A 16,538-nucleotide genomic window follows, 5' to 3' on the forward strand; every position below is an offset into this window, starting at 1 on the left:
CATGCCATCACGCGAACGAACCGGTTCCTCGATCAGTGGAACCGGTCAGTCAGCGCCCGGATCCGCGTGATCGGACTACTGTTCGACGGGAACCGACGGAGGGAGCGGACGGATGCCGAGGCGCACGCGGTACACGGTGGACCAGGACACGAACGGCAGGTGGCAGGGGAAGCGGGGTAGCGACGTCGTGGTCTCTGGCGCGACCAAGGCGGATGTGGTCAAGAAGACGATCGCGACCGCGAAGAAGGACGACGCGTCGCAGGTCGTCATCAAGGGCCGCGACGGTCGCATCCAGGAGGAGCGCACCTACCCGCGGTAGGCGCGAGGATCGTCCTCGATCGGGTGGCGCCTGCGCCAGCGATCGTCGGTGATCGAGTACACGACGGCCTGGAACACGATGCCGTCGTCCTCTACCTCGGCTTCGTGGTCAAAGGTCATCCCGAGACGACGCATCACGGCGAGGCTCCGCACGTTGGGCCGGTCGGTGATCGAGACGGAGTGCTCCGCGGTGAGGGCGCCGCCGAGGTAGCGCGCCACCTCGGGGTGGGCGTTGAGCGCCGCGTACGGTGCGAGATCGTCGCGGAGGAACGTCCGCAGCAGCAGGCGTGGCGTGGTGAGGACCACCTCGCCGCTCCATTCCACCATCGCTCCGTGCCTCCCTCAGCCGCGCGACGGGTGATCTGGTGCAGCCCCCTACGCGGGCAGGACCGACAACAGCTGCCACTCGCCATCGATCCCCTTCAGCTGATGCATCCCTCGATCCTCGAACGACAGATCCGAGCCGACGACGAGATCCTTGACCGTCCTCGACACGAGGACCTCTCCGTCCGCGGCGTCGGCCATGATCCGCGCGGCCAGGTGCACGGCCATACCGCCGACGTCGTTCCCGCGCAGCTCCACCTCCCCGGTGTGGATGCCCGTTCGGATCGTCAGGCCCAGCGGCTGCAGCCGTTCACGGAACGAGGTCGCGAACCGGATCCCCCTCCCCGGGCCGTCGAAGGTCGCGAGGACGCCGTCTCCCGTGGTCTTCACGAGGTGTCCACCGTTCGCGGCGACCAGTCGCCCCGCGATGTCGTCGTGCATGTCGAGCACGCTGCGCCAGCGCGTGTCCCCCATCTGTTCGAGCCGTTCCGTGGAGTCCACGATGTCGGTGTAGAGCACGGTCGACAGGACGCGGTCGGTCGAGGCGGGCGGCGTGACGCCGGTGAGGAACCGCTCGATCGCGTCCAGTGCGTCGTCCGGTCGTTCCCAGAACAAGGGACCGTCCGACCCGGGAAGCTCGGCCAAGGTCGCACCCTCGATGTGGTCGGCGAGGTAGCGCCCGTGCTCGACCGGCATGAAGCGGTACGACGAGCGATGCAGCACGAGGGTCGGAGTGTGGATCGCGGGGAGGATCGCCCGCGCGTCGGCCTTGAACATCGCCTTGAAGTACGCGGCGGCCGCGGCGGGCCCGGAGATCGAGCGCGTCTTCCTCGCGTACCAGGCGCGGAACGCGGGGTCGTCGGCCCGGCTCGGGACCTGGAGCACGACGTGCTCCTCCCCACCCCAGCGGTCCGCCATCGTGCGGTTCAGTTCCTCTGCGACCTCGGACGGCACGCCCATCGGATAGTCCTCGTCGGCGATGTACTTCGCGCCCGTATTCACCAGGACCAGGGCGGTCGTGCACTCGGGCTTGGTCGACGCGAACAGCATCGCCATCGGCCCGGCGTCGTAGATCGCCATGATCGCCGCCCGCTGGGACCCGACGTCCTCCATCACGCAGTCGAGTTCCTCGATGAACGACTCCCACGGTGGGAGCGCATCCAGCGGCAACGGATCTGACGCACCCGTTCCGCGACGATCGAACCGGATCACGCGGACGAACGAGGCGAGGCGCCGGAGGAACATCTCGGCCATCGGATCGTCCCAGTCGCTGTCGAACGCGCTGAAGCTCCCGGCCGTCACGACCAGATCGACCGAACCCGAGCCGAACACCTCGTAGGCGATCCGATCCGAACCGAGGCGCGCGTAGCCCGTATCGCGCTCCATAGGGGGTCATCATGGCAGGCGTCGTGGTGGGCGGAGCGAACCGATCCGATGCCCGACAGCGACAGGGAGGGTGATGACGGTCCGCGCAGACGGCGACGACGCGCTCCTGCAGGCGGTGGCCGGCGGAGATCGCGCAGCGCTCGATGCGCTGTACCGGCGGCACGCGCCGTGGCTGCTCGTGCGCCTGTCCCGGCGGTACGCGGACCCCGGCGTGGTGGAGGAAGTCGTGCAGGACACGTTCGTCGCGGTATGGCGCGGCGCGGGCCGCTACAAGGGAACGGGAGAGGTCGCGGCGTGGATCTGGGGCATCGGGATCCGGCGCCTGATCGACCGGCTCCGACGGGCTCCCGCCCCGCTGGCCGTTCCGGCCGCCGATGACGCGGTCGTGTCCGCGGAGGACGAAGTGCTCCAGGGCATCGAACACGGCGACCTCGGCGTCGCGCTCGGGCGGCTGTCGCCCGAGTTGCGCGCCGTGCTGCAGGCCACGGTTTTGGATGGACTCACCACGAAGGAGGCGGCGACCTTGCTCGGGATCCCGCAGGGAACGGTCAAGACCCGCGCCTCGCGCGCGCGGCAGGAGTTGCGGAGGTCGCTGGCATGAGCACATGGCACGCGGACGAAGCGCTGCTCGCTCGCTACGTCGAGGCGGAGCTGGACGACGCGCGCGCATCTTCGATCGAGAGCCACCTGATGGGGTGTGAAGGCTGTCGCGAAGCGGTGGCGACGATCGTCCCTCCGCAACGCCTCGATCGGATCTGGGCGGGCGTGGTCGACACGCTCGACACCCCTCGACGCGGCGTGGTCGAACGGGCATTGGTGCGGCTCCGGGTACCCGATCATGTCGCCCGCCTGCTCGCCGCCACTCCCTCGCTGCGCCTGTCCTGGCTCGCAGCCGAGGTCTTCGTGCTCGTGTTCGCGGTGATCACCGCGAACACGGCGAGCGGCCCGAACGAGGAGCTCGCCCTGTTCGTGTTCCTCGTGATCGGAGCGTTGCTGCCCGTCGCCGGGATCGCCGTCGCCTTCGGGCCCGGCATGGATCCGACCTACGAGATCGGCGTGGCCGCTCCGATCCGCGCCGATCGGCTGCTGTTGCTGCGCGCGGCCGCGGTGCTCGTGACCTCGATCGCGATCACCGGGTGCGGCGCGGCGCTGCTCCCCGCTCTCGACGCGGGCATCGCCGCCGCATGGTTGCTGCCCTCCCTCGGGCTGTCCCTCGCCGTGCTCGCCCTCGGCACCCGATTCGCGCCACTGACCTCCGCCCTCGGCGTCACCTGCACGTGGCTCGTGACGGCGGCGGTCGCGGCGGCCGGGGCCGGTGATCGGATGATCGCGTTCCGCTCCGTCGGACAGTGGGTGTCCGTCGTCGTCATCGTCGCTTCGGCCACGCTGCTGGTCCGCCGACGCTTCGCCTACGAAAGGATCGCTCGATGAGCGCACCGACGGTTGAGATCGACGACATCCGCAAGCGGTTCGGCCGCACGGCGGCTCTGGACGGGATGAGCTTCGCGGCGGCGGGCGGGATCACCGGTCTTCTCGGGCCCAACGGGGCGGGCAAGACGACCCTGCTACGCATGATCGCGACCGTGCTCGCGCCCGACGACGGGCGTCTCAGCCTCCTAGGGCGTGACCCGTCGGTCGCCGGTGATCGTCTCGCGATCCGCCGGCGACTCGGGTATTTGCCGCAGGAACCCGGGTTCCATCGATCGTTCACGGCCTTCGAGTTCGTCGACTACGTCGCGATCCTCAAGGAGATGACCGACCGGCGGGCGCGACACGACGAGGTGCGCCGGGTGCTCGAGATCGTCGGACTCTCGGGGGTGGCGGATCGGAAGATCAAGGCGCTCTCCGGCGGCATGCGGCGCCGCGTGGGGCTGGCTCAGGCCCTGTTGCGCGGTCCCGAGCTGCTCGTCCTCGACGAGCCGACCGCGGGGCTCGACCCGGAGCAGCGCCTGCGGTTCCGCGAGCTCGTCTCGGACCTGGCGTCCGACACGACGGTGATCCTGTCGACCCATCAGACCGAGGACGTGGCCGCCCTGTGCCAGCGCGTCGTCGTGATGCTCGATGGCGGCGCTCTGTTCGAGGGCACACCCGGCGAGCTGGCGGCCGTGGCCGAAGGGCGCGTGTGGCTGGCCGCCGATCGCGGTGACGATCCTCGCCTGTCGTGGCGAACGCCCGAGGGCGCGCATCGCAACATCGGGGAGGCACCCGCGGGGGCCCACCTCGTGCCGCCCACGTTGGAGGACGGCTACCTGCTGCTCGTCGGCGATCGTGGCCACGGACAGGTGGCTGCCTGATGGCCGTCTCGCTGCGTTCCGCGATCGACGATGCCCGGGCGTCCGCGATCCCTTCGTCCGACGCGTTCCCGGCGTGGCGAGTGGTCGTCGCGCTCGGGCGCATCGAGGCGCGACGCATGCTCCTGCATCCGGTGCTCCTGCTGACGTTCGCCTTCTCGACGCTGATGCTCAGAGCGTTGATCGGTGCCGGACCGGACACCGGCATCGCCGCGTGGCTGGTGGCGGCGGTCGCGCTCGGCCTGCTGATCGGGGTCGTTCTGACGGCGAACGTGGCCGCGCTCCGGCCGCGCCGAGACCGGGTCGACGAGCTCTACGGCTCGCTCCCCGCGCCGACCGAAGCACGAACGGCGGGGGTGTTGGGCGGGATGCTCCTCGGCCCGGGGGTCCTGGCGGTCCTCGTCGGCGGGCTCGCCTACGCGACGCTGGGCTCCGTGGCAAACCTCGAGGAATACATCGACACGTTCATGGCGGCGCAGTTCGTCCTGTCGGTGGTCGCACTCGGGACGGTGGGGGTGGCGCTCGCTCGCTGGGTTCCCAGCCTGCTCGGCGGTCCACTCGTGATCGCCGCGCATGTGTTCACCGGCGTGATCTGGATCGTGCCGTGGATCGTTCCGACCACGACCGGGATCGATGTCGGTTGGCACCTGGTGTACCTGCTGGCCGTTCCGATCTTCTGGTCGGCGCTGGCGTTCGCTCGCGATCGCCGAACCGCGATCCGGTTCGCCGTCGCGGGCTCGATGTTCGCCCTCGCGGTCCTCGCCGCGGTCCTGCAGACCCCCGCGGACGGGTACTGATGCAGCGCGGACGGATGATCCGCGCGCTGGTCGGTCCGAACATCCGAACGATCCGATGGCTCCCTCTCTCGCTGATCGCGCCGCTCGGAGCATGGATCGTGCAGGCGGGAGCTCGTGATTCCGGCAACCCCGACGCCGTGGCCCTGCCGGTCGCCGTCGCGCTGCTCGGCGTGTGGCTCTGCCTCGTGTTCGAGGACCCCGCCGAGGAGGTGACCTCCTCGGCCCCGGTCTCTCTCCCCCTGCGCCGAGCGATCCGCGCCGCTATCGCGATCCCGCCGACGCTGGCGGTGTGGTTCGTCTACTCGTGGATCGGACCGTTGAGTGGGCCAACGGCAGCGACCGTCACCTGGCTCGCGGCAGTGGTCGTGCTCTCCCTCGCGGCGGCAGCCACGGCGACGCGCATCGTTCCTTCCGAACGCTCGGGGATGGTCGCGGCCACCGGGATGGCGACGCTGCTGTTCGGTCTGCCGATCGGGCTGGCCGTGATCGGCGACCGCCCGCCGACGATCGATCCATCGAACGTGCCCGTCGGCGAGCCGATCGTGTATTGGTCGGCGTTGATCGCATCCGCGATCGCGATCGGGCTCGTCGCACATCGCGACCCTGCGCACCGTTGGGGGATCCGAAAGCATCGCCACCCTACGGCGGGGCCCGACCATCGGCCGAGAGCGCCGATCCGTCCGGTCGTCGAAACACCGGCTGGCCGTCGACGAGCTCGAGCCTGAACCCGCCCGGTCGATGGACCAGCCGGTGGTGGGGCCGGCAGAGCAGGAGCAGGTTGCTCGTCGCCGTCGATCCGCCGTCCGCCCAGTGCTGGACGTGGTGGGCGTCACACCATGTGTGCGGGCGATCGCAGCCGGGGAACCGGCACTGCACGTCGCGAACGACCACCGCGCGCCGCATCGACGGCGGCACGATCGGGGTGCGACGGCCGACGTCCAAGGGCTCGGAGCGACCGGCGGTGACGACCCGCATCACGGACGCGTCGCAGGCGAGACGCCGCGCCGTGGGTGGAGAGGCCGGACCCACGTGGTCGAACTCCCCGGCGGGCGCCGTCGCGTCGGCCAACGTGGCGAGTGCCGACGCGTCGACCGTCAGCGTGATGTGTGGGCGTTCACCGGCGATCTGCGGGCGATCGCACCGGTCGAGGAACCCACGACAGATCTCGCCGAGCGCATCCGCCCGGCGCCGTGCCGGCGTTCGCGACCCGCCGTCGCCGGAACGGACTTCGGCATCCGTTGCGGCGCGAAGGGCGGTGAGCAGCGACTCCCCCGTCTCGGGATCGAGGTCGCCGTCGACGCGCACCATGCCCTCGAACGTCACCGATGCGTGAAAGTGCCGTCGCCGACGGAGGGACTGCTCCCGATCGATCGGGCGTTCGCGTTCGACACGTTCACGCCAGTGCGCGATGGCACGTTTGAGCTGAGCAAGTGGCTGCGTGCGAGCGGCTTCGACGAGCACGTCCTCGACCTGAGCGAACGCCGGCGGGTCGACCTCGCGCGCAGCGACGAGGGCCCGCGCGGCGGGCATCGAGAGCCCGCCCTCCTCGAGCGCGCGACGCGTGGTTCCCATGTCGCCCAGAGACCGCGCCGTGCGCACGGCCTCTCGCGCGGATCCCCACGAGACCCGGAACCGGTCGACCAGCCACACCACAACCGAGAGGTGCCCGTCGCGTCGGTGGATCCCCCGTCGATCGATCTCGGCGATACGACGGAGCCGCTCGAGCTCGATCTGCTCGCTGGCGCGCTGCATCTCGGTGAAGTTCTCCTCGATCAGCGCGTCCGGCATCTCCGCGAGCGTCTCCGCCCGCAACGCCTCGACCGCCGATCCAAGCTCGCTCATCACACTCCTCCCCGGCCGCGTGCCCGGCCGCGTGTTCACTGTCCCGAACGTACGTTCGATAGCGTAGACCACCCCGCCGACACCCTCGTGTACCGCTGAACAGGGACCGGAGCGTGGTTCGATACCCGACGTGGCGGACGAGCGCGCGAGGAGGATCGAGAACTACGAACGGCAGTTCCGCCGTGCGGGATTGCCGAACCTGATCGAGGACTATTCCCCGAGCGAGGACATCTTCACCCGCGCTCTCCCGTTCTTCGGTCTCGTGTTCGTGCTCGAGCTCCTCAACGCGCTCAACTCCGAGTACGCGGTGTGGGCGAACGTCCTGTTCTTCGCAGGCGCGGTTGCGATCGCCGTGGTCGCGCTCGGGATGGCCAACCGGGCGCGCGGCCGCGCGTTCCTCAGCCGGCCGGAGCGGGTGGGCGTCCCGGAGCTCACGGTGTTCGTGGTCGTTCCCGCGTTATTGCCGCTGGTGTTCGGCTGGCAGTGGCGGAGTGCGCTCGTCACGTTGGCGGCCCAGATCTGCATCGTCGGCATCACCTACGCGGTGATCGGACTCGGGCTGTTCTCGATCGTGCGCTGGGCGGGGGCTCGGTTCGTCGAGCAGTTGGAGGCGTCGCTGCAGCTGCTGGTCAAGGCGGTTCCGCTGTTGCTGTTCTTCGCGCTGGTGATGTTCTTCACGACCGAGATCTGGCAGGTCTTCACCTCCGCCGCCGCCGCGCGCTACTGGACCGCGATCGCGCTCTTCGTCCTGCTCGGCCTCGGGTTCCTCTGGGTGCGGATCCCCGCATCGGTCCGCGATCTCGAGCGCGAGGTGGGCCTCGGCGACCGCCCGCTGCGCCCTCGTGCGCGGATCAACGTCGCGGTCGTGATCCTCGTGAGCCAGTGCCTGCAGATCCTCTTCGTGATCGCGGCCGTGTGGCTGTTCTTCGTGATCCTCGGCGCGCTGCTGGTCACGGCCGACGTGCGTGAAGGGTGGCTCCTCGTCGAGGATGACGTCGTGCTCCTGGTGCCCTTCATCGGCGACGGGGGCGTTGCCGTCACCGGGCAGCTCCTCCGGGTGGCCACCGGGGTCGCCGCGTTCGTCGGCCTGTACTACGCGGTCCAGATGCTCGTCGACGCTGCCTATCGCGACCAGTTCATCGATCGCGTGACCGACCAGATGCGGGACACGTTCGCCGCGCGCAACGACTACCTCCGACTCCTCGCAGTCGGGGCCCCACGGAACCGGCGCTAGGCCGCTCCCGACACCGCTTGCACGGTGTTCGCCCGACCCGTGGGCGGCAGCGCCGCTGCGTTTGCGCATCAACGGCACCCGTGCCACGCTGGCTGGGTCGGTGCCCGTTGTCCCGTCGGCCCCAACCGCGAGGAGGCGATCTGCATGGCCGAACACCCCAATGCCACTCTGATCCGTGAGAGTTTCGGCGCGATGGAACGCAGCGACATGCAATGGTTCGATCAGCACATGGCTGACGACGTCGTGTGGCACACCGGAGGGAACAGCAAGGCCGCCGGCGAGACGCGAGGCAAGGACGCGGTCGCCCAGATGATGTCGGCGATGGACCCGTCCACGATGAAGGCCGACGTGCACGAGATCCTCGCGAACGATGATCACGCGGTGGTGATGGGGACGGCGACGGTCACCGCGCCCAGCGGCGCCTCGGCAACCTACAACTACGTGAACGTGTTCCACATCGCCGACGGCAAGCTCACCGAGGCCTGGGGGATGGCCGAGAACGACGCGATCACCGACCCCATCTGGGACGAGTTCGCGCCGCCCGCCTGACACGAGACCCGATCGTCAACCCGGCGACGGGTTCGGCAGCGTCGGTGCGAGCTGCTCGATCAGCCGGGCCATCGTCTCCATCACGTCGAAGACTGCGTCCGCCTCCGAGCGTTCGGGGTCGAGCCGCGACATCAGTTCGATCCCGAGGAACATCGCCGCGATCGCGTATGCCGCCTGACGCGGTGGCACCGCCGACGCGATCGGGTAGTTCCCCGCCGCCCGGCTGAGCGCCTCTTCCACGAGCACGATCCACTCGTCGAAGCGGTCGAGCAGGACGCCGCCCTGTTCGGGGTCGGTCGCCGCAGCCATCAACTGTGTGACCGCGGTAACCGACCCGCTCGCAAGATCCTCATGGTGCAGGCGCCGCGCGACATCGACCAGATCCGACAGGGACGAGACCCGGGACACGGCCTCCCGGTAGGCGGCGACCTGCTGGCTCGACACCCGGCCGAACGCCTCCATCAGCAGCTCGTCCACCGAGCCGAAGTGGTAGAAGATCAGCGCCTGATTGAACCCGCCGCGGCGAGCGATCTCCCGGGCGGTGGTGTCGGCGAACCCCTCATCCCGCACGGTCTCGATCGCCGCGTCGATGATGCGGTCCTTCGTTTCGCTCCCCCGGCGGGACGCCGCGCTCACGGATCCCACCGCATCTTGGCCTCGTCGCACCACGACACGCGCGGATCCTTCGTGTCCAGCAGCGCTCCCCACCGGCTGCGTCGCTTCGACACGTAGAGGAAGAAGCGCTCGGCCGACCGAGCCCACCCCGGACGGGACAGGCGGAACGCCTGCGAGCGGAACCGCGCGGTGGCCCACAGACACATCAGGAACGCTCCGGGCCCGACCCACACCCGGCCGCGCTCGTCCACGACGACGAGCTCGTCGCCGAGCCACGGCAGCGCGCCGAACCGGCGCCGCGCCGTTCCGGATCCCGCCGGGAGCAGCTCCACCGGCACGAGACACCGCTGCCCCGCGAGCCAGTCCCGGCATCGCACGCAGAACCCACACCGTTCGTCGTACACGACCGTAAGCCGGGTACTCGTATCGGCGCCGCGCATCGTCGCTCACTCCTCGTCGGCCGCGGGAACCGGAGGAACGGTCACCGCGGGAGGAACGGGAAGCGGCAGGTGCCGCTGCTCGCGCCGCGCCCGGATCCGCCAGAACACGAACACGTTGATGAAGTGCACCGCCGCGAGCGTCACGAGCAGCAGGGCCATCCGGTTCACCAGGAACGTCATGGCCTCGAAGGGATCGAGCTCCCGCGACGCACGGAGGATGAACAGCGCGTACCCCAGGTTGAACATGTAGAACCCGACCACGAGCAGCCGGTTGACCGCATCCGCGAGCTCGGGCTTGTCCACGAACACGTCGTGCAGGAACGCGGTGCCGCTGCGGAACAATGTCCGGGCGAGCCATACCGTGAGTCCGATCGCGACGACCACATAGAGCACCGAGACCACGATCGCGTTGCCGTCGGTCCTCATTCGTCCCCTCCCTCCCGAGCGCTCTCGATCTCTCTTGAGCGCTCACTTTGAGCTTACGCTCAAACCATACGCTGAGACGGAAAGGGTGTCAACCGGACCGCATCACGTCGAGATCCACGCGGGTGGACACGCCGTCCACCTCGAAGTGGGCTCCGACCTGCCAGATCCACCAGTCGTCCGTCGGACGCTGCAGCAGGCGGGCGATCCACAAGAGCCGGCCGGTTCGTTCCTTCACCGGATAGCGCTCCTCCCAGGCGCCCTCCACATAGAGGACGGCCCGCTCGCCGGTCGGCTCCTCGACAGCAGCCATGAAGGCGTCGACCTCGCGCGCCACGGACGCCGGCTCGGGGCGGGCGGCGCAGTTCCCGGCGAACTCGAGGTCGATCGCGGGCGGGAGCGCGCCCGGATCCTCGGGCACGACCCGCAGGAAGTTCCGGGCCTGCTCGGTTCCCGGCGTGCACAAGGTGAAGAAGTGGAACGCGCCGCGAGCAAGCGACGGCGTGACCGGCTCATGTCGAGCGTCATGCGGGGACGATAGCCGTGCGAGGCAAGCGTGACAGGAACCTGACCGGAAGCGGCGAGATCGTCACGATCCGATGCGTCCGGATATGCGTGGACCGCTGTTAGGCTCCTCGGTGTCCGCCGAAAGGAAGCCCGACCACCGGGTGATCGACTCCGCGTCGGTGCGGCGAAGCCCCATGCGGGACCGGCCTCGATGCCGGTCTCACCACCGACGAGAGGACTCCCCGTTGACGGACGTACGCCCGCTCTCCCCGATCGACCTGCTCGGCGAACTCGAGCCCGTGCTCGCCCGGAACTTCGACCGACACCTGGCCTCGACCGGTGAATGGTTCCCGCACGAGTACGTGCCGTATGAGCTGGGACGCAACTTCGAGCTCGAGCCGTGGAAGCCGCAGGACAGCGGACTCTCCGACATCGGGCGGGTGGCGCTCGAGGTCAACCTGCTCACCGAGGACAACCTCCCCTACTACCACCTGAACCTGTGGGATGCGTTCCGCAGGAACGAGGCGTGGGGCGAGTGGCTGCGCCGATGGACTGCCGAGGAGGGACGGCACTCGATCGTCCTTCGCGACTACCTCACCGTGACGCGGGGCGCCGATCCGCGCGAGGTCGAGCGCGGCCGGATGCAGATGGTGCAGCTCGGCTACGACCCCGAGTGGAGCCGCCTCGGTCCCCTCGACACCGTCGTGTTCACCACGTTCCAGGAGCTCGCGACGCGCATCTCACACCGCAACACGGGCGAGCTCACGCGGGACCCGATCGCGCGCCGTATCACACAGCGGATCGCCACCGACGAGAACCTCCACTACGTCTTCTATCGCGACATGGCCGCGGCGGCGTGCGAGCTCGATCCGTCGTCGATGGTGCTCGCGATCCGCCGGCAGGTGCGCGATTTCGCGATGCCGGGCGCTGACATGCCCGAGTTCCGCGCGAAGGCGAAGGCGATGGCGGCGGCCGGCGTGTACAACTTCCGGATCCACCACGACCAGGTGCTGCTGCCCGTGCTGACGAACCACTGGCGGATCGAGCACCTCGACGGGCTGACCGACGAGGCGAAGCAGGCGCGTGAGGACGTCTTCGCCCACCTGGACAAGCTCGACCGTGTCGCGTCCCGTCTCGACGAGCTTGGTGCTCCCGTGCTCGGCGTGGAGGCCGAGGCCGAACCCGAGGCCGAACGCGCCCCCCCGGCCACCGCCCGACGTTAGCTGTCGAACCCGAGCCCGAACGCGTCGAGGACCCGGAGCCAGGGACCTCTCGTGCCACGCTCGTCCGCGCGCGCGAGGGCCCGCCGCGTGAGCTGGACGCCGAGCCACCGGAACGGCTCGGGCGGGAACGGGATCGCCCTCTTCCGAACGAGGGCGAGCTCGGTGCGCTCCGTCTGCAGGTCGTCCAGCAGGTCGAGCGCCGTCGCCGCGCCGAACCGGGACGCGCCTACCCCCAGTCCCGTGTAACCGACCGCGTAGGCGACCCGCCCACCGTGCGAGGAGCCGAACGTGACGCAGAACCGCGTGCACGTGTCGATCACACCGCCCCATCGGTGGGTGAACCGGATCCCCTCCAGCTGCGGGAAGGTCTCGAAGAAGTTGCGTTCGAGCACGTCGAAGGTCTCCGGACGCTGGTCGAACTCCGGACGGACGCCGTTGCCGAAGTGATAGATCGCGTCGAACCCACCCCACAGGATCCGATCGTCGGAGGTGAGCCGGAAATAGTGGAACCGGTTGGACGCGTCGGCCAATCCCTGCCGGTTCGCCCAGCCGAGGCTGTCGCGCTGTGCGGTCGTCAAGGGCTCGGTGACCAGGATGTAGTCGTAGACCGGCACGATCCGCCGATCGATCGCGCGAAGCGTTCCCCGGAATCCGTTCGTGGCGAGCAGCACCCGTCGGGCCCGAACGCGGCCGGGTCCCGCCCCCACCACCATCCCGGGACCGTCGCGTTCCATGCCCCGGACGCGCGTCCCCTCGTGGATCCGCACGCCGAGCTCCAACGCCGCGTCGCGCAAACCCCACGCGAGTCGCGCCGGATCGACCAGTGCGAGGCCGTCCCGTTCCCACAGGCCCGCGAGCAGCGCGGGCGAGCGCACCTGCGCCTGCAGCGCGTCCCCCTCGAACAACTGGGCGTCGTAGCCCAACCCGACGAGGAGCTCGTGCATCTCGCGCAGGTACTGGACCTCGTGCGGTCGGCGCCCGACGGTCATCTCACCCGTGTGCTCGGCATGGGCGTCCACCCCGTACCGATCGAGGCTCGCGAAGAGCTGGCCGAAGTTCTCGCGCCCGAGCCGCTCGAGGGTCTCCAGCTCATCGGGGAACCGCGCTGCGCCGTTCTCCTGGCCGTGGGTGAGCGAGGCGTCCAGGAACCCCCCGTTGCGACCGGTCGCGCCGAACGCGATCTCCTCGGCCTCGAGGAGCAGGACGTCGCGACCCGGGTCGCGTTCCTTGGCCTGGATCGCCGCCCACAGCCCGGTGAACCCGCCGCCGACGATCACCAGATCGGCGACGGCCTCGCCCCGGAACGGCTCGGTCGGTGCGGGGCGATCGGCGGTGTCGAGCCAGAACGGGATCGTCGACGCATCGACGGACGCTCGGGTTCGGGGAAGGGCGGGGGAGCCCACGGGTCAGTGCTCGCTCGTGATCGAGAAGACCTTCCGGAGCGTCTCGTGGACCCGCCAGGTCGTGCGAGCACCCTCTTCGAGCACGCACAGATCCCCGGGACCAACCTCGATCGTGGGACCGTCTTCGATCTCGATCGTCGCCCGGCCGAGGAGCACGACGAACAGCTCGTCGGCCTCGACGTCGGTGACGACGCCGGCGGTGATCTGCCAGACGCCGCGGGAACGCCGCCCGTCCGACGACTCCCACACGACCAGCTCGGACACCTCGGGCGATCCCTCGAGGATCGTGGCCGGGTCGAGCTCCGCCGGTTCAAGATCGAGCTCGGCGGGCGACAGCGCGAACGAACCGGCGGACGCGGGCAGCGGGTCGGTCATCTGCTGCAGCCTATCGGACATCGGTGACGACTCCGCTCAACCGATCTCGGCGGACGCGGCCGCGGGAGGACGCTCGTCCCGTGGCTCGGAGATCCGCGGCAGCGGTCGAACCGCACCGGGCAGGAACACGCGGAACGCCGTCCCTCCGCTCGAACGATCCTCGACCCACGCGTCGCCGCCGTGCAGGCGAAGCGAACCGCTGGACGAGTGACAGGCCGATCCCGATCCCACCTCGGCCGGAGGCGCCTGCACCCTGCCGGAACGGCTCGAAGATCACCTGCTTGAGGTCCGTCGGGATCCCCGGTCCCTCGTCTTCGACCGACAACAGCGCGCCGTCGTCGTCGTACCGCACGCGGACGGTCACGGTGGTACCGGGCGGAGTGTGCTTGATCGCGTTGCCCAGCAGGTTGTCGACGATCCGCTCGACCTGCCCCCGGTCGACATCCACGAGGATCGGGTCGGCTTCGATCCGAACCGGGTGGTCGACGGGGTACGCGCCCTCCCGGACGACACGATCCACGACCTCGGCCAGGTCGACCGGCTCCCGATCGGGCTCCACCACCCCTCGGTCGAGCCGCTCGAGGTCGAGCAGGTCGTTCACGATGTGATCGAGCTTGCCCGCACTCACGGCGATCGCCTCGATCAACCCCTCGCGCTGCTCGCCGGTGAGCCCGAGCTTGTCCGAGCGCGAGAGGGTGTTCACCGATCCGCGGATCGCGGCGATCGGGCTCCGAAGATCGTGGGACACGGCGTGGAGCAGCGTGTCCTTCAGGGCGTTCAGCGTCCGCAACCGGTCGGAGGTCTCCGCCTCGGCACCGGCCACCGCCCGTTCGCGCAGCAACGCGTCGCGCACGAGGGCGAGCAGGAGCGCGATCGCGACGAACAGCAGGAAGCGGAGCGTCGCGTTCAGGAACGCGACCTCCAGGCTGACGTCGGGGTCCTCCCAGAGCTCTATCCCCATCCGCGCTCCCGCGGCGACGGCGCACGTGAGGATGCCGAGGGCGCGGCCCCGGCTGAAGGTCACGAGCCCGATCGGCACGAGGTAGAGGAATGAGATCGACACCACCGGGCCGGTGACGACGTCGATCGCGGCCGCGAGCACCGAGAGCAGCAGGCCGACGAGAACGACGAACGGGTGAGAGCGCGCGGCGAGGCCCGCCTCGACCCGCAGCAACGCGGACGGCTTCTGCCCGGGGGCTGCCCGGGGCGATGCCCCGTCCGCGGAGGCGGTCATCGCCAGCCTCCTGCGCCGAGACCCTGCGGCAGGTCCGACCGTGGCTGGGCGACCGGCGGAGGTCCGAGCGGTCCGAGGTGGGCGGGCAGCGACAGCGTCGGATGCTGGTCCGATTCGGACAGCGGCAGCCAGCACTCCACACGCGTCCCCTCGCCCGGAGCGCCGAGCAGCCGGAGCCACCCGCCCGCCAGCTCGGCGCGTTCGCGCATCGTCGCCAAGCCGCCGTGACCGGCAGCCGAGTCCGTGTCGGGGGTGATCCCCGCGCCGTCGTCGACGATCCGGGTCAGGAACCCCCCGTCCCGGGAGCGCAGCTCGACGCGGAGCGTCGTCGCGTTCGCGTGCTTGCCCGCGTTCACGAGAGCCTCTTGCGCGATCCGATAGGCGATCGCCCTGACCTCGATCGGCGGCTCCTCCTCGAGCTCGTCGACGAGGTCGGTCGCGATCCGATCATCGATCGTGTTCGACATCTCGAGGTACTGACGCAACGCCTCGGCCAGTCCGTCACGTTCCAGTGCCGGTGGCCGCAGCTCGAACAGGAGACCGCGCAGGCTCGCCACCGACGCCTCGACCTTCCCCGCGAGTTCGTCGAGGATCGCCTCGAGATCCGGGTCGTCGATGCGCCCCCGAAGGGCGTGCACGCGCATACCGACCGCGGTCATCTTCTGGATCGGGTCGTCGTGGATGTCGCCGCCGAGTCGCCGGCGCTCCGCTTCCTGGGCCCGGACGAGCTGTACGAGCAGCGTTCGGCGCTCCGTCTCGGCACGGCGGGCTTCGCTGATGTCGAAGAGCACCCCCTGCCACAGGATCGCGCGGCCCTCGGGCGTCCAACCCACCGGGTAGGACTCGTCGCGCACCCAGACCTCGCGCCCGTCGCGGGCGATCATCCTGTAGTCGAGGTGATAGGACTCGCCGCGCGCCTCCGCGGCATCGGCCTCCTGGTACACGCGGTCGACGTCGTCGGGGTGCATCCGTCGTTCCCAGAACCGGGTGTCGGCCAGCCACTCGCTGGGTTCGAATCCCAACAGATCCTCGATCTGCGGACTGATGTAGGTGCCCTCCCCGTAGTCCGACCGCTCGAGCGACCAGAGGTACACGACCCCGGGAAGCTGTTCGACGAGCGAGCGGTACCGGGCTTCGGCGTCGGCCAGGGCATCGGTGGCCCGGCGTTGCTCGGTGATGTCGACGCAGATCCCGCGGACGAGTTTCGAGCGCCCGGGACCGCGATCGACCACGTGGACCACATCACGCGTCCACAGCTCGTGACCCTGCGCATGCACGGTTCGGTACTCGATGCGATGGTGACCGGGCTCCCGTTCCACCACGTGATAGAAGTCGAGCACCCGCTGCTGGTCGTCGGCGTGGATCACCGACCTCCAGAAGAACGGTTCGTCCAGCCAGCGCTGCCTCGGGTACCCGAGCATGCGTTCACAGCTCGGACTCATGTAGGCGTAGTTCTCGGCGTCGGTCTCGTACTCCCAGATCACCGCGTCGATGTCCGCCAGCAGTCCCTCGAACCTGGCCTCGTCCTGGCCCAGCACCCGTCCCTCCGGTCCGAGCAGGAGCGGTCGAACCCGCCC

At 69.7% G+C, this 16,538-nt stretch carries 19 protein-coding genes and 1 pseudogene; 9 read left to right on the plus strand and 11 right to left on the minus strand.

What is annotated here, in order from left to right; all coding sequences use genetic code 11:
- Positions 1 to 112 precede the first annotated feature (112 nt).
- Positions 113 to 319: a DUF2188 domain-containing protein gene (locus tag WEF05_10735; protein ID MEX1102355.1), complete on the plus strand. Its 207-nt coding sequence runs from the start codon at positions 113 to 115 to the stop codon at positions 317 to 319.
- On the opposite strand, the gene WEF05_10740 is transcribed toward WEF05_10735, so the two are convergent.
- Together WEF05_10740 and WEF05_10745 are read right to left on the minus strand one after the other, a co-directional pair.
- Positions 307 to 645: a hypothetical protein gene (locus tag WEF05_10740; protein ID MEX1102356.1), complete on the minus strand. Its 339-nt coding sequence runs from the start codon at positions 643 to 645 to the stop codon at positions 307 to 309. The genes WEF05_10735 and WEF05_10740 overlap by 13 nt on opposite strands.
- A 48-nt stretch (positions 646 to 693) precedes the next feature.
- Positions 694 to 2,028: an adenylate/guanylate cyclase domain-containing protein gene (locus WEF05_10745; protein ID MEX1102357.1), complete on the minus strand. Its 1,335-nt coding sequence runs from the start codon at positions 2,026 to 2,028 to the stop codon at positions 694 to 696.
- Between the two features lie 73 nt (positions 2,029 to 2,101).
- Between WEF05_10745 and WEF05_10750 the strand changes: the two genes are divergently transcribed.
- The 5 genes from WEF05_10750 to WEF05_10770 are packed head-to-tail and all read left to right on the plus strand — an operon-like array spanning position 2,102 to position 5,841.
- On the plus strand, positions 2,102 to 2,629 hold the full coding sequence (locus tag WEF05_10750) for an RNA polymerase sigma factor (protein ID MEX1102358.1): 528 nt from the start codon (positions 2,102 to 2,104) through the stop codon (positions 2,627 to 2,629).
- Positions 2,626 to 3,459, plus strand: a complete 834-nt coding sequence (locus WEF05_10755; protein ID MEX1102359.1) for a zf-HC2 domain-containing protein — start codon at positions 2,626 to 2,628, stop codon at positions 3,457 to 3,459. Before WEF05_10750 ends, WEF05_10755 begins: the two co-directional genes overlap by 4 nt.
- A complete protein-coding gene (locus WEF05_10760) occupies positions 3,456 to 4,322 on the plus strand; it encodes an ABC transporter ATP-binding protein (GenBank protein ID MEX1102360.1) in 867 nt (288 codons plus the stop codon). Before WEF05_10755 ends, WEF05_10760 begins: the two co-directional genes overlap by 4 nt.
- A complete protein-coding gene (locus WEF05_10765; protein MEX1102361.1) occupies positions 4,322 to 5,116 on the plus strand; it encodes a hypothetical protein in 795 nt (264 codons plus the stop codon). The genes WEF05_10760 and WEF05_10765 overlap by 1 nt, the downstream gene beginning before the upstream one ends.
- Positions 5,116 to 5,841: a hypothetical protein gene (locus tag WEF05_10770; GenBank protein ID MEX1102362.1), complete on the plus strand. Its 726-nt coding sequence runs from the start codon at positions 5,116 to 5,118 to the stop codon at positions 5,839 to 5,841. The genes WEF05_10765 and WEF05_10770 overlap by 1 nt, the downstream gene beginning before the upstream one ends.
- Here WEF05_10770 and WEF05_10775 read toward each other — a convergent pair.
- Positions 5,756 to 6,958 carry a DUF222 domain-containing protein gene (locus tag WEF05_10775; GenBank protein ID MEX1102363.1) on the minus strand — a complete coding sequence of 401 codons (1,203 nt, stop codon included), beginning with the start codon at positions 6,956 to 6,958 and terminating at the stop codon, positions 5,756 to 5,758. The two genes, WEF05_10770 and WEF05_10775, sit on opposite strands and share 86 nt — an antisense overlap.
- Before the next feature lie 130 nt (positions 6,959 to 7,088).
- Here WEF05_10775 and WEF05_10780 point away from each other — a divergent pair, with 130 nt between their 5' ends.
- Positions 7,089 to 8,192: a hypothetical protein gene (locus tag WEF05_10780; GenBank protein ID MEX1102364.1), complete on the plus strand. Its 1,104-nt coding sequence runs from the start codon at positions 7,089 to 7,091 to the stop codon at positions 8,190 to 8,192.
- Positions 8,193 to 8,336: 144 nt separating this feature from the next.
- The gene (locus WEF05_10785; protein MEX1102365.1) at positions 8,337 to 8,741 is read left to right on the plus strand and encodes a nuclear transport factor 2 family protein; all 405 of its coding nucleotides are present in this window, start codon (positions 8,337 to 8,339) and stop codon (positions 8,739 to 8,741) included.
- A gap of 15 nt (positions 8,742 to 8,756) precedes the next feature.
- Here WEF05_10785 and WEF05_10790 read toward each other — a convergent pair whose 3' ends face one another.
- The 4 genes and pseudogenes from WEF05_10790 to WEF05_10805 all read right to left on the minus strand — a co-directional run bounded on the left by WEF05_10790 (position 8,757) and on the right by WEF05_10805 (position 10,703).
- Positions 8,757 to 9,377, minus strand: coding sequence for a TetR/AcrR family transcriptional regulator (locus WEF05_10790; GenBank protein MEX1102366.1), 621 nt, complete (start codon positions 9,375 to 9,377; stop codon positions 8,757 to 8,759).
- Entirely contained in the window at positions 9,374 to 9,796 is a 423-nt protein-coding gene (locus WEF05_10795) for a DCC1-like thiol-disulfide oxidoreductase family protein (protein ID MEX1102367.1), read from the minus strand. The genes WEF05_10790 and WEF05_10795 overlap by 4 nt, the downstream gene beginning before the upstream one ends.
- A gap of 6 nt (positions 9,797 to 9,802) precedes the next feature.
- Positions 9,803 to 10,222, minus strand: coding sequence for a hypothetical protein (locus WEF05_10800; GenBank protein ID MEX1102368.1), 420 nt, complete (start codon positions 10,220 to 10,222; stop codon positions 9,803 to 9,805).
- 88 nt (positions 10,223 to 10,310) lie between these two features.
- Positions 10,311 to 10,703, minus strand: a pseudogene (locus tag WEF05_10805) (GH25 family lysozyme).
- Between the two features lie 268 nt (positions 10,704 to 10,971).
- On the opposite strand from WEF05_10805, the gene WEF05_10810 reads away from it, so the two are divergent.
- Entirely contained in the window at positions 10,972 to 11,949 is a 978-nt protein-coding gene (locus WEF05_10810; protein MEX1102369.1) for an acyl-ACP desaturase, read from the plus strand.
- Here the strand turns inward: WEF05_10810 and WEF05_10815 are convergent.
- The 4 genes from WEF05_10815 to WEF05_10830 are packed head-to-tail and all read right to left on the minus strand — an operon-like array spanning position 11,946 to position 16,499.
- Positions 11,946 to 13,352 carry an FAD-dependent oxidoreductase gene (locus tag WEF05_10815; GenBank protein MEX1102370.1) on the minus strand — a complete coding sequence of 469 codons (1,407 nt, stop codon included), beginning with the start codon at positions 13,350 to 13,352 and terminating at the stop codon, positions 11,946 to 11,948. The two genes, WEF05_10810 and WEF05_10815, sit on opposite strands and share 4 nt — an antisense overlap.
- A gap of 3 nt (positions 13,353 to 13,355) precedes the next feature.
- Entirely contained in the window at positions 13,356 to 13,727 is a 372-nt protein-coding gene (locus WEF05_10820) for a cupin domain-containing protein (GenBank protein ID MEX1102371.1), read from the minus strand.
- Positions 13,728 to 13,737: 10 nt separating this feature from the next.
- Complete coding sequence (locus tag WEF05_10825; protein ID MEX1102372.1) at positions 13,738 to 14,961, minus strand: ATP-binding protein; 1,224 nt, start codon at positions 14,959 to 14,961, stop codon at positions 13,738 to 13,740.
- On the minus strand, positions 14,958 to 16,499 hold the full coding sequence (locus tag WEF05_10830; GenBank protein MEX1102373.1) for a PAS domain-containing protein: 1,542 nt from the start codon (positions 16,497 to 16,499) through the stop codon (positions 14,958 to 14,960). Before WEF05_10830 ends, WEF05_10825 begins: the two co-directional genes overlap by 4 nt.
- Positions 16,500 to 16,538 lie beyond the last annotated feature (39 nt).

It is taken from the genome of Actinomycetota bacterium (assembly GCA_040881665.1).
GTDB lineage: Bacteria > Actinomycetota > UBA4738 > UBA4738 > HRBIN12 > JBBDWR01.

Coding starts and splice junctions, on each gene's coding strand:
- WEF05_10735 (MEX1102355.1), top strand. CDS start 113: ATGCCGAGGCGCACGCGGTACACGGTGGACCAGGACACGAACGGCAGG.
- WEF05_10740 (MEX1102356.1), bottom strand. CDS start 645: ATGGTGGAATGGAGCGGCGAGGTGGTCCTCACCACGCCACGCCTGCTG.
- WEF05_10745 (MEX1102357.1), bottom strand. CDS start 2,028: ATGGAGCGCGATACGGGCTACGCGCGCCTCGGTTCGGATCGGATCGCC.
- WEF05_10750 (MEX1102358.1), top strand. CDS start 2,102: ATGACGGTCCGCGCAGACGGCGACGACGCGCTCCTGCAGGCGGTGGCC.
- WEF05_10755 (MEX1102359.1), top strand. CDS start 2,626: ATGAGCACATGGCACGCGGACGAAGCGCTGCTCGCTCGCTACGTCGAG.
- WEF05_10760 (MEX1102360.1), top strand. CDS start 3,456: ATGAGCGCACCGACGGTTGAGATCGACGACATCCGCAAGCGGTTCGGC.
- WEF05_10765 (MEX1102361.1), top strand. CDS start 4,322: ATGGCCGTCTCGCTGCGTTCCGCGATCGACGATGCCCGGGCGTCCGCG.
- WEF05_10770 (MEX1102362.1), top strand. CDS start 5,116: ATGCAGCGCGGACGGATGATCCGCGCGCTGGTCGGTCCGAACATCCGA.
- WEF05_10775 (MEX1102363.1), bottom strand. CDS start 6,958: ATGAGCGAGCTTGGATCGGCGGTCGAGGCGTTGCGGGCGGAGACGCTC.
- WEF05_10785 (MEX1102365.1), top strand. CDS start 8,337: ATGGCCGAACACCCCAATGCCACTCTGATCCGTGAGAGTTTCGGCGCG.
- WEF05_10795 (MEX1102367.1), bottom strand. CDS start 9,796: ATGCGCGGCGCCGATACGAGTACCCGGCTTACGGTCGTGTACGACGAA.
- WEF05_10800 (MEX1102368.1), bottom strand. CDS start 10,222: ATGAGGACCGACGGCAACGCGATCGTGGTCTCGGTGCTCTATGTGGTC.
- WEF05_10820 (MEX1102371.1), bottom strand. CDS start 13,727: ATGACCGACCCGCTGCCCGCGTCCGCCGGTTCGTTCGCGCTGTCGCCC.
- WEF05_10825 (MEX1102372.1), bottom strand. CDS start 14,961: ATGACCGCCTCCGCGGACGGGGCATCGCCCCGGGCAGCCCCCGGGCAG.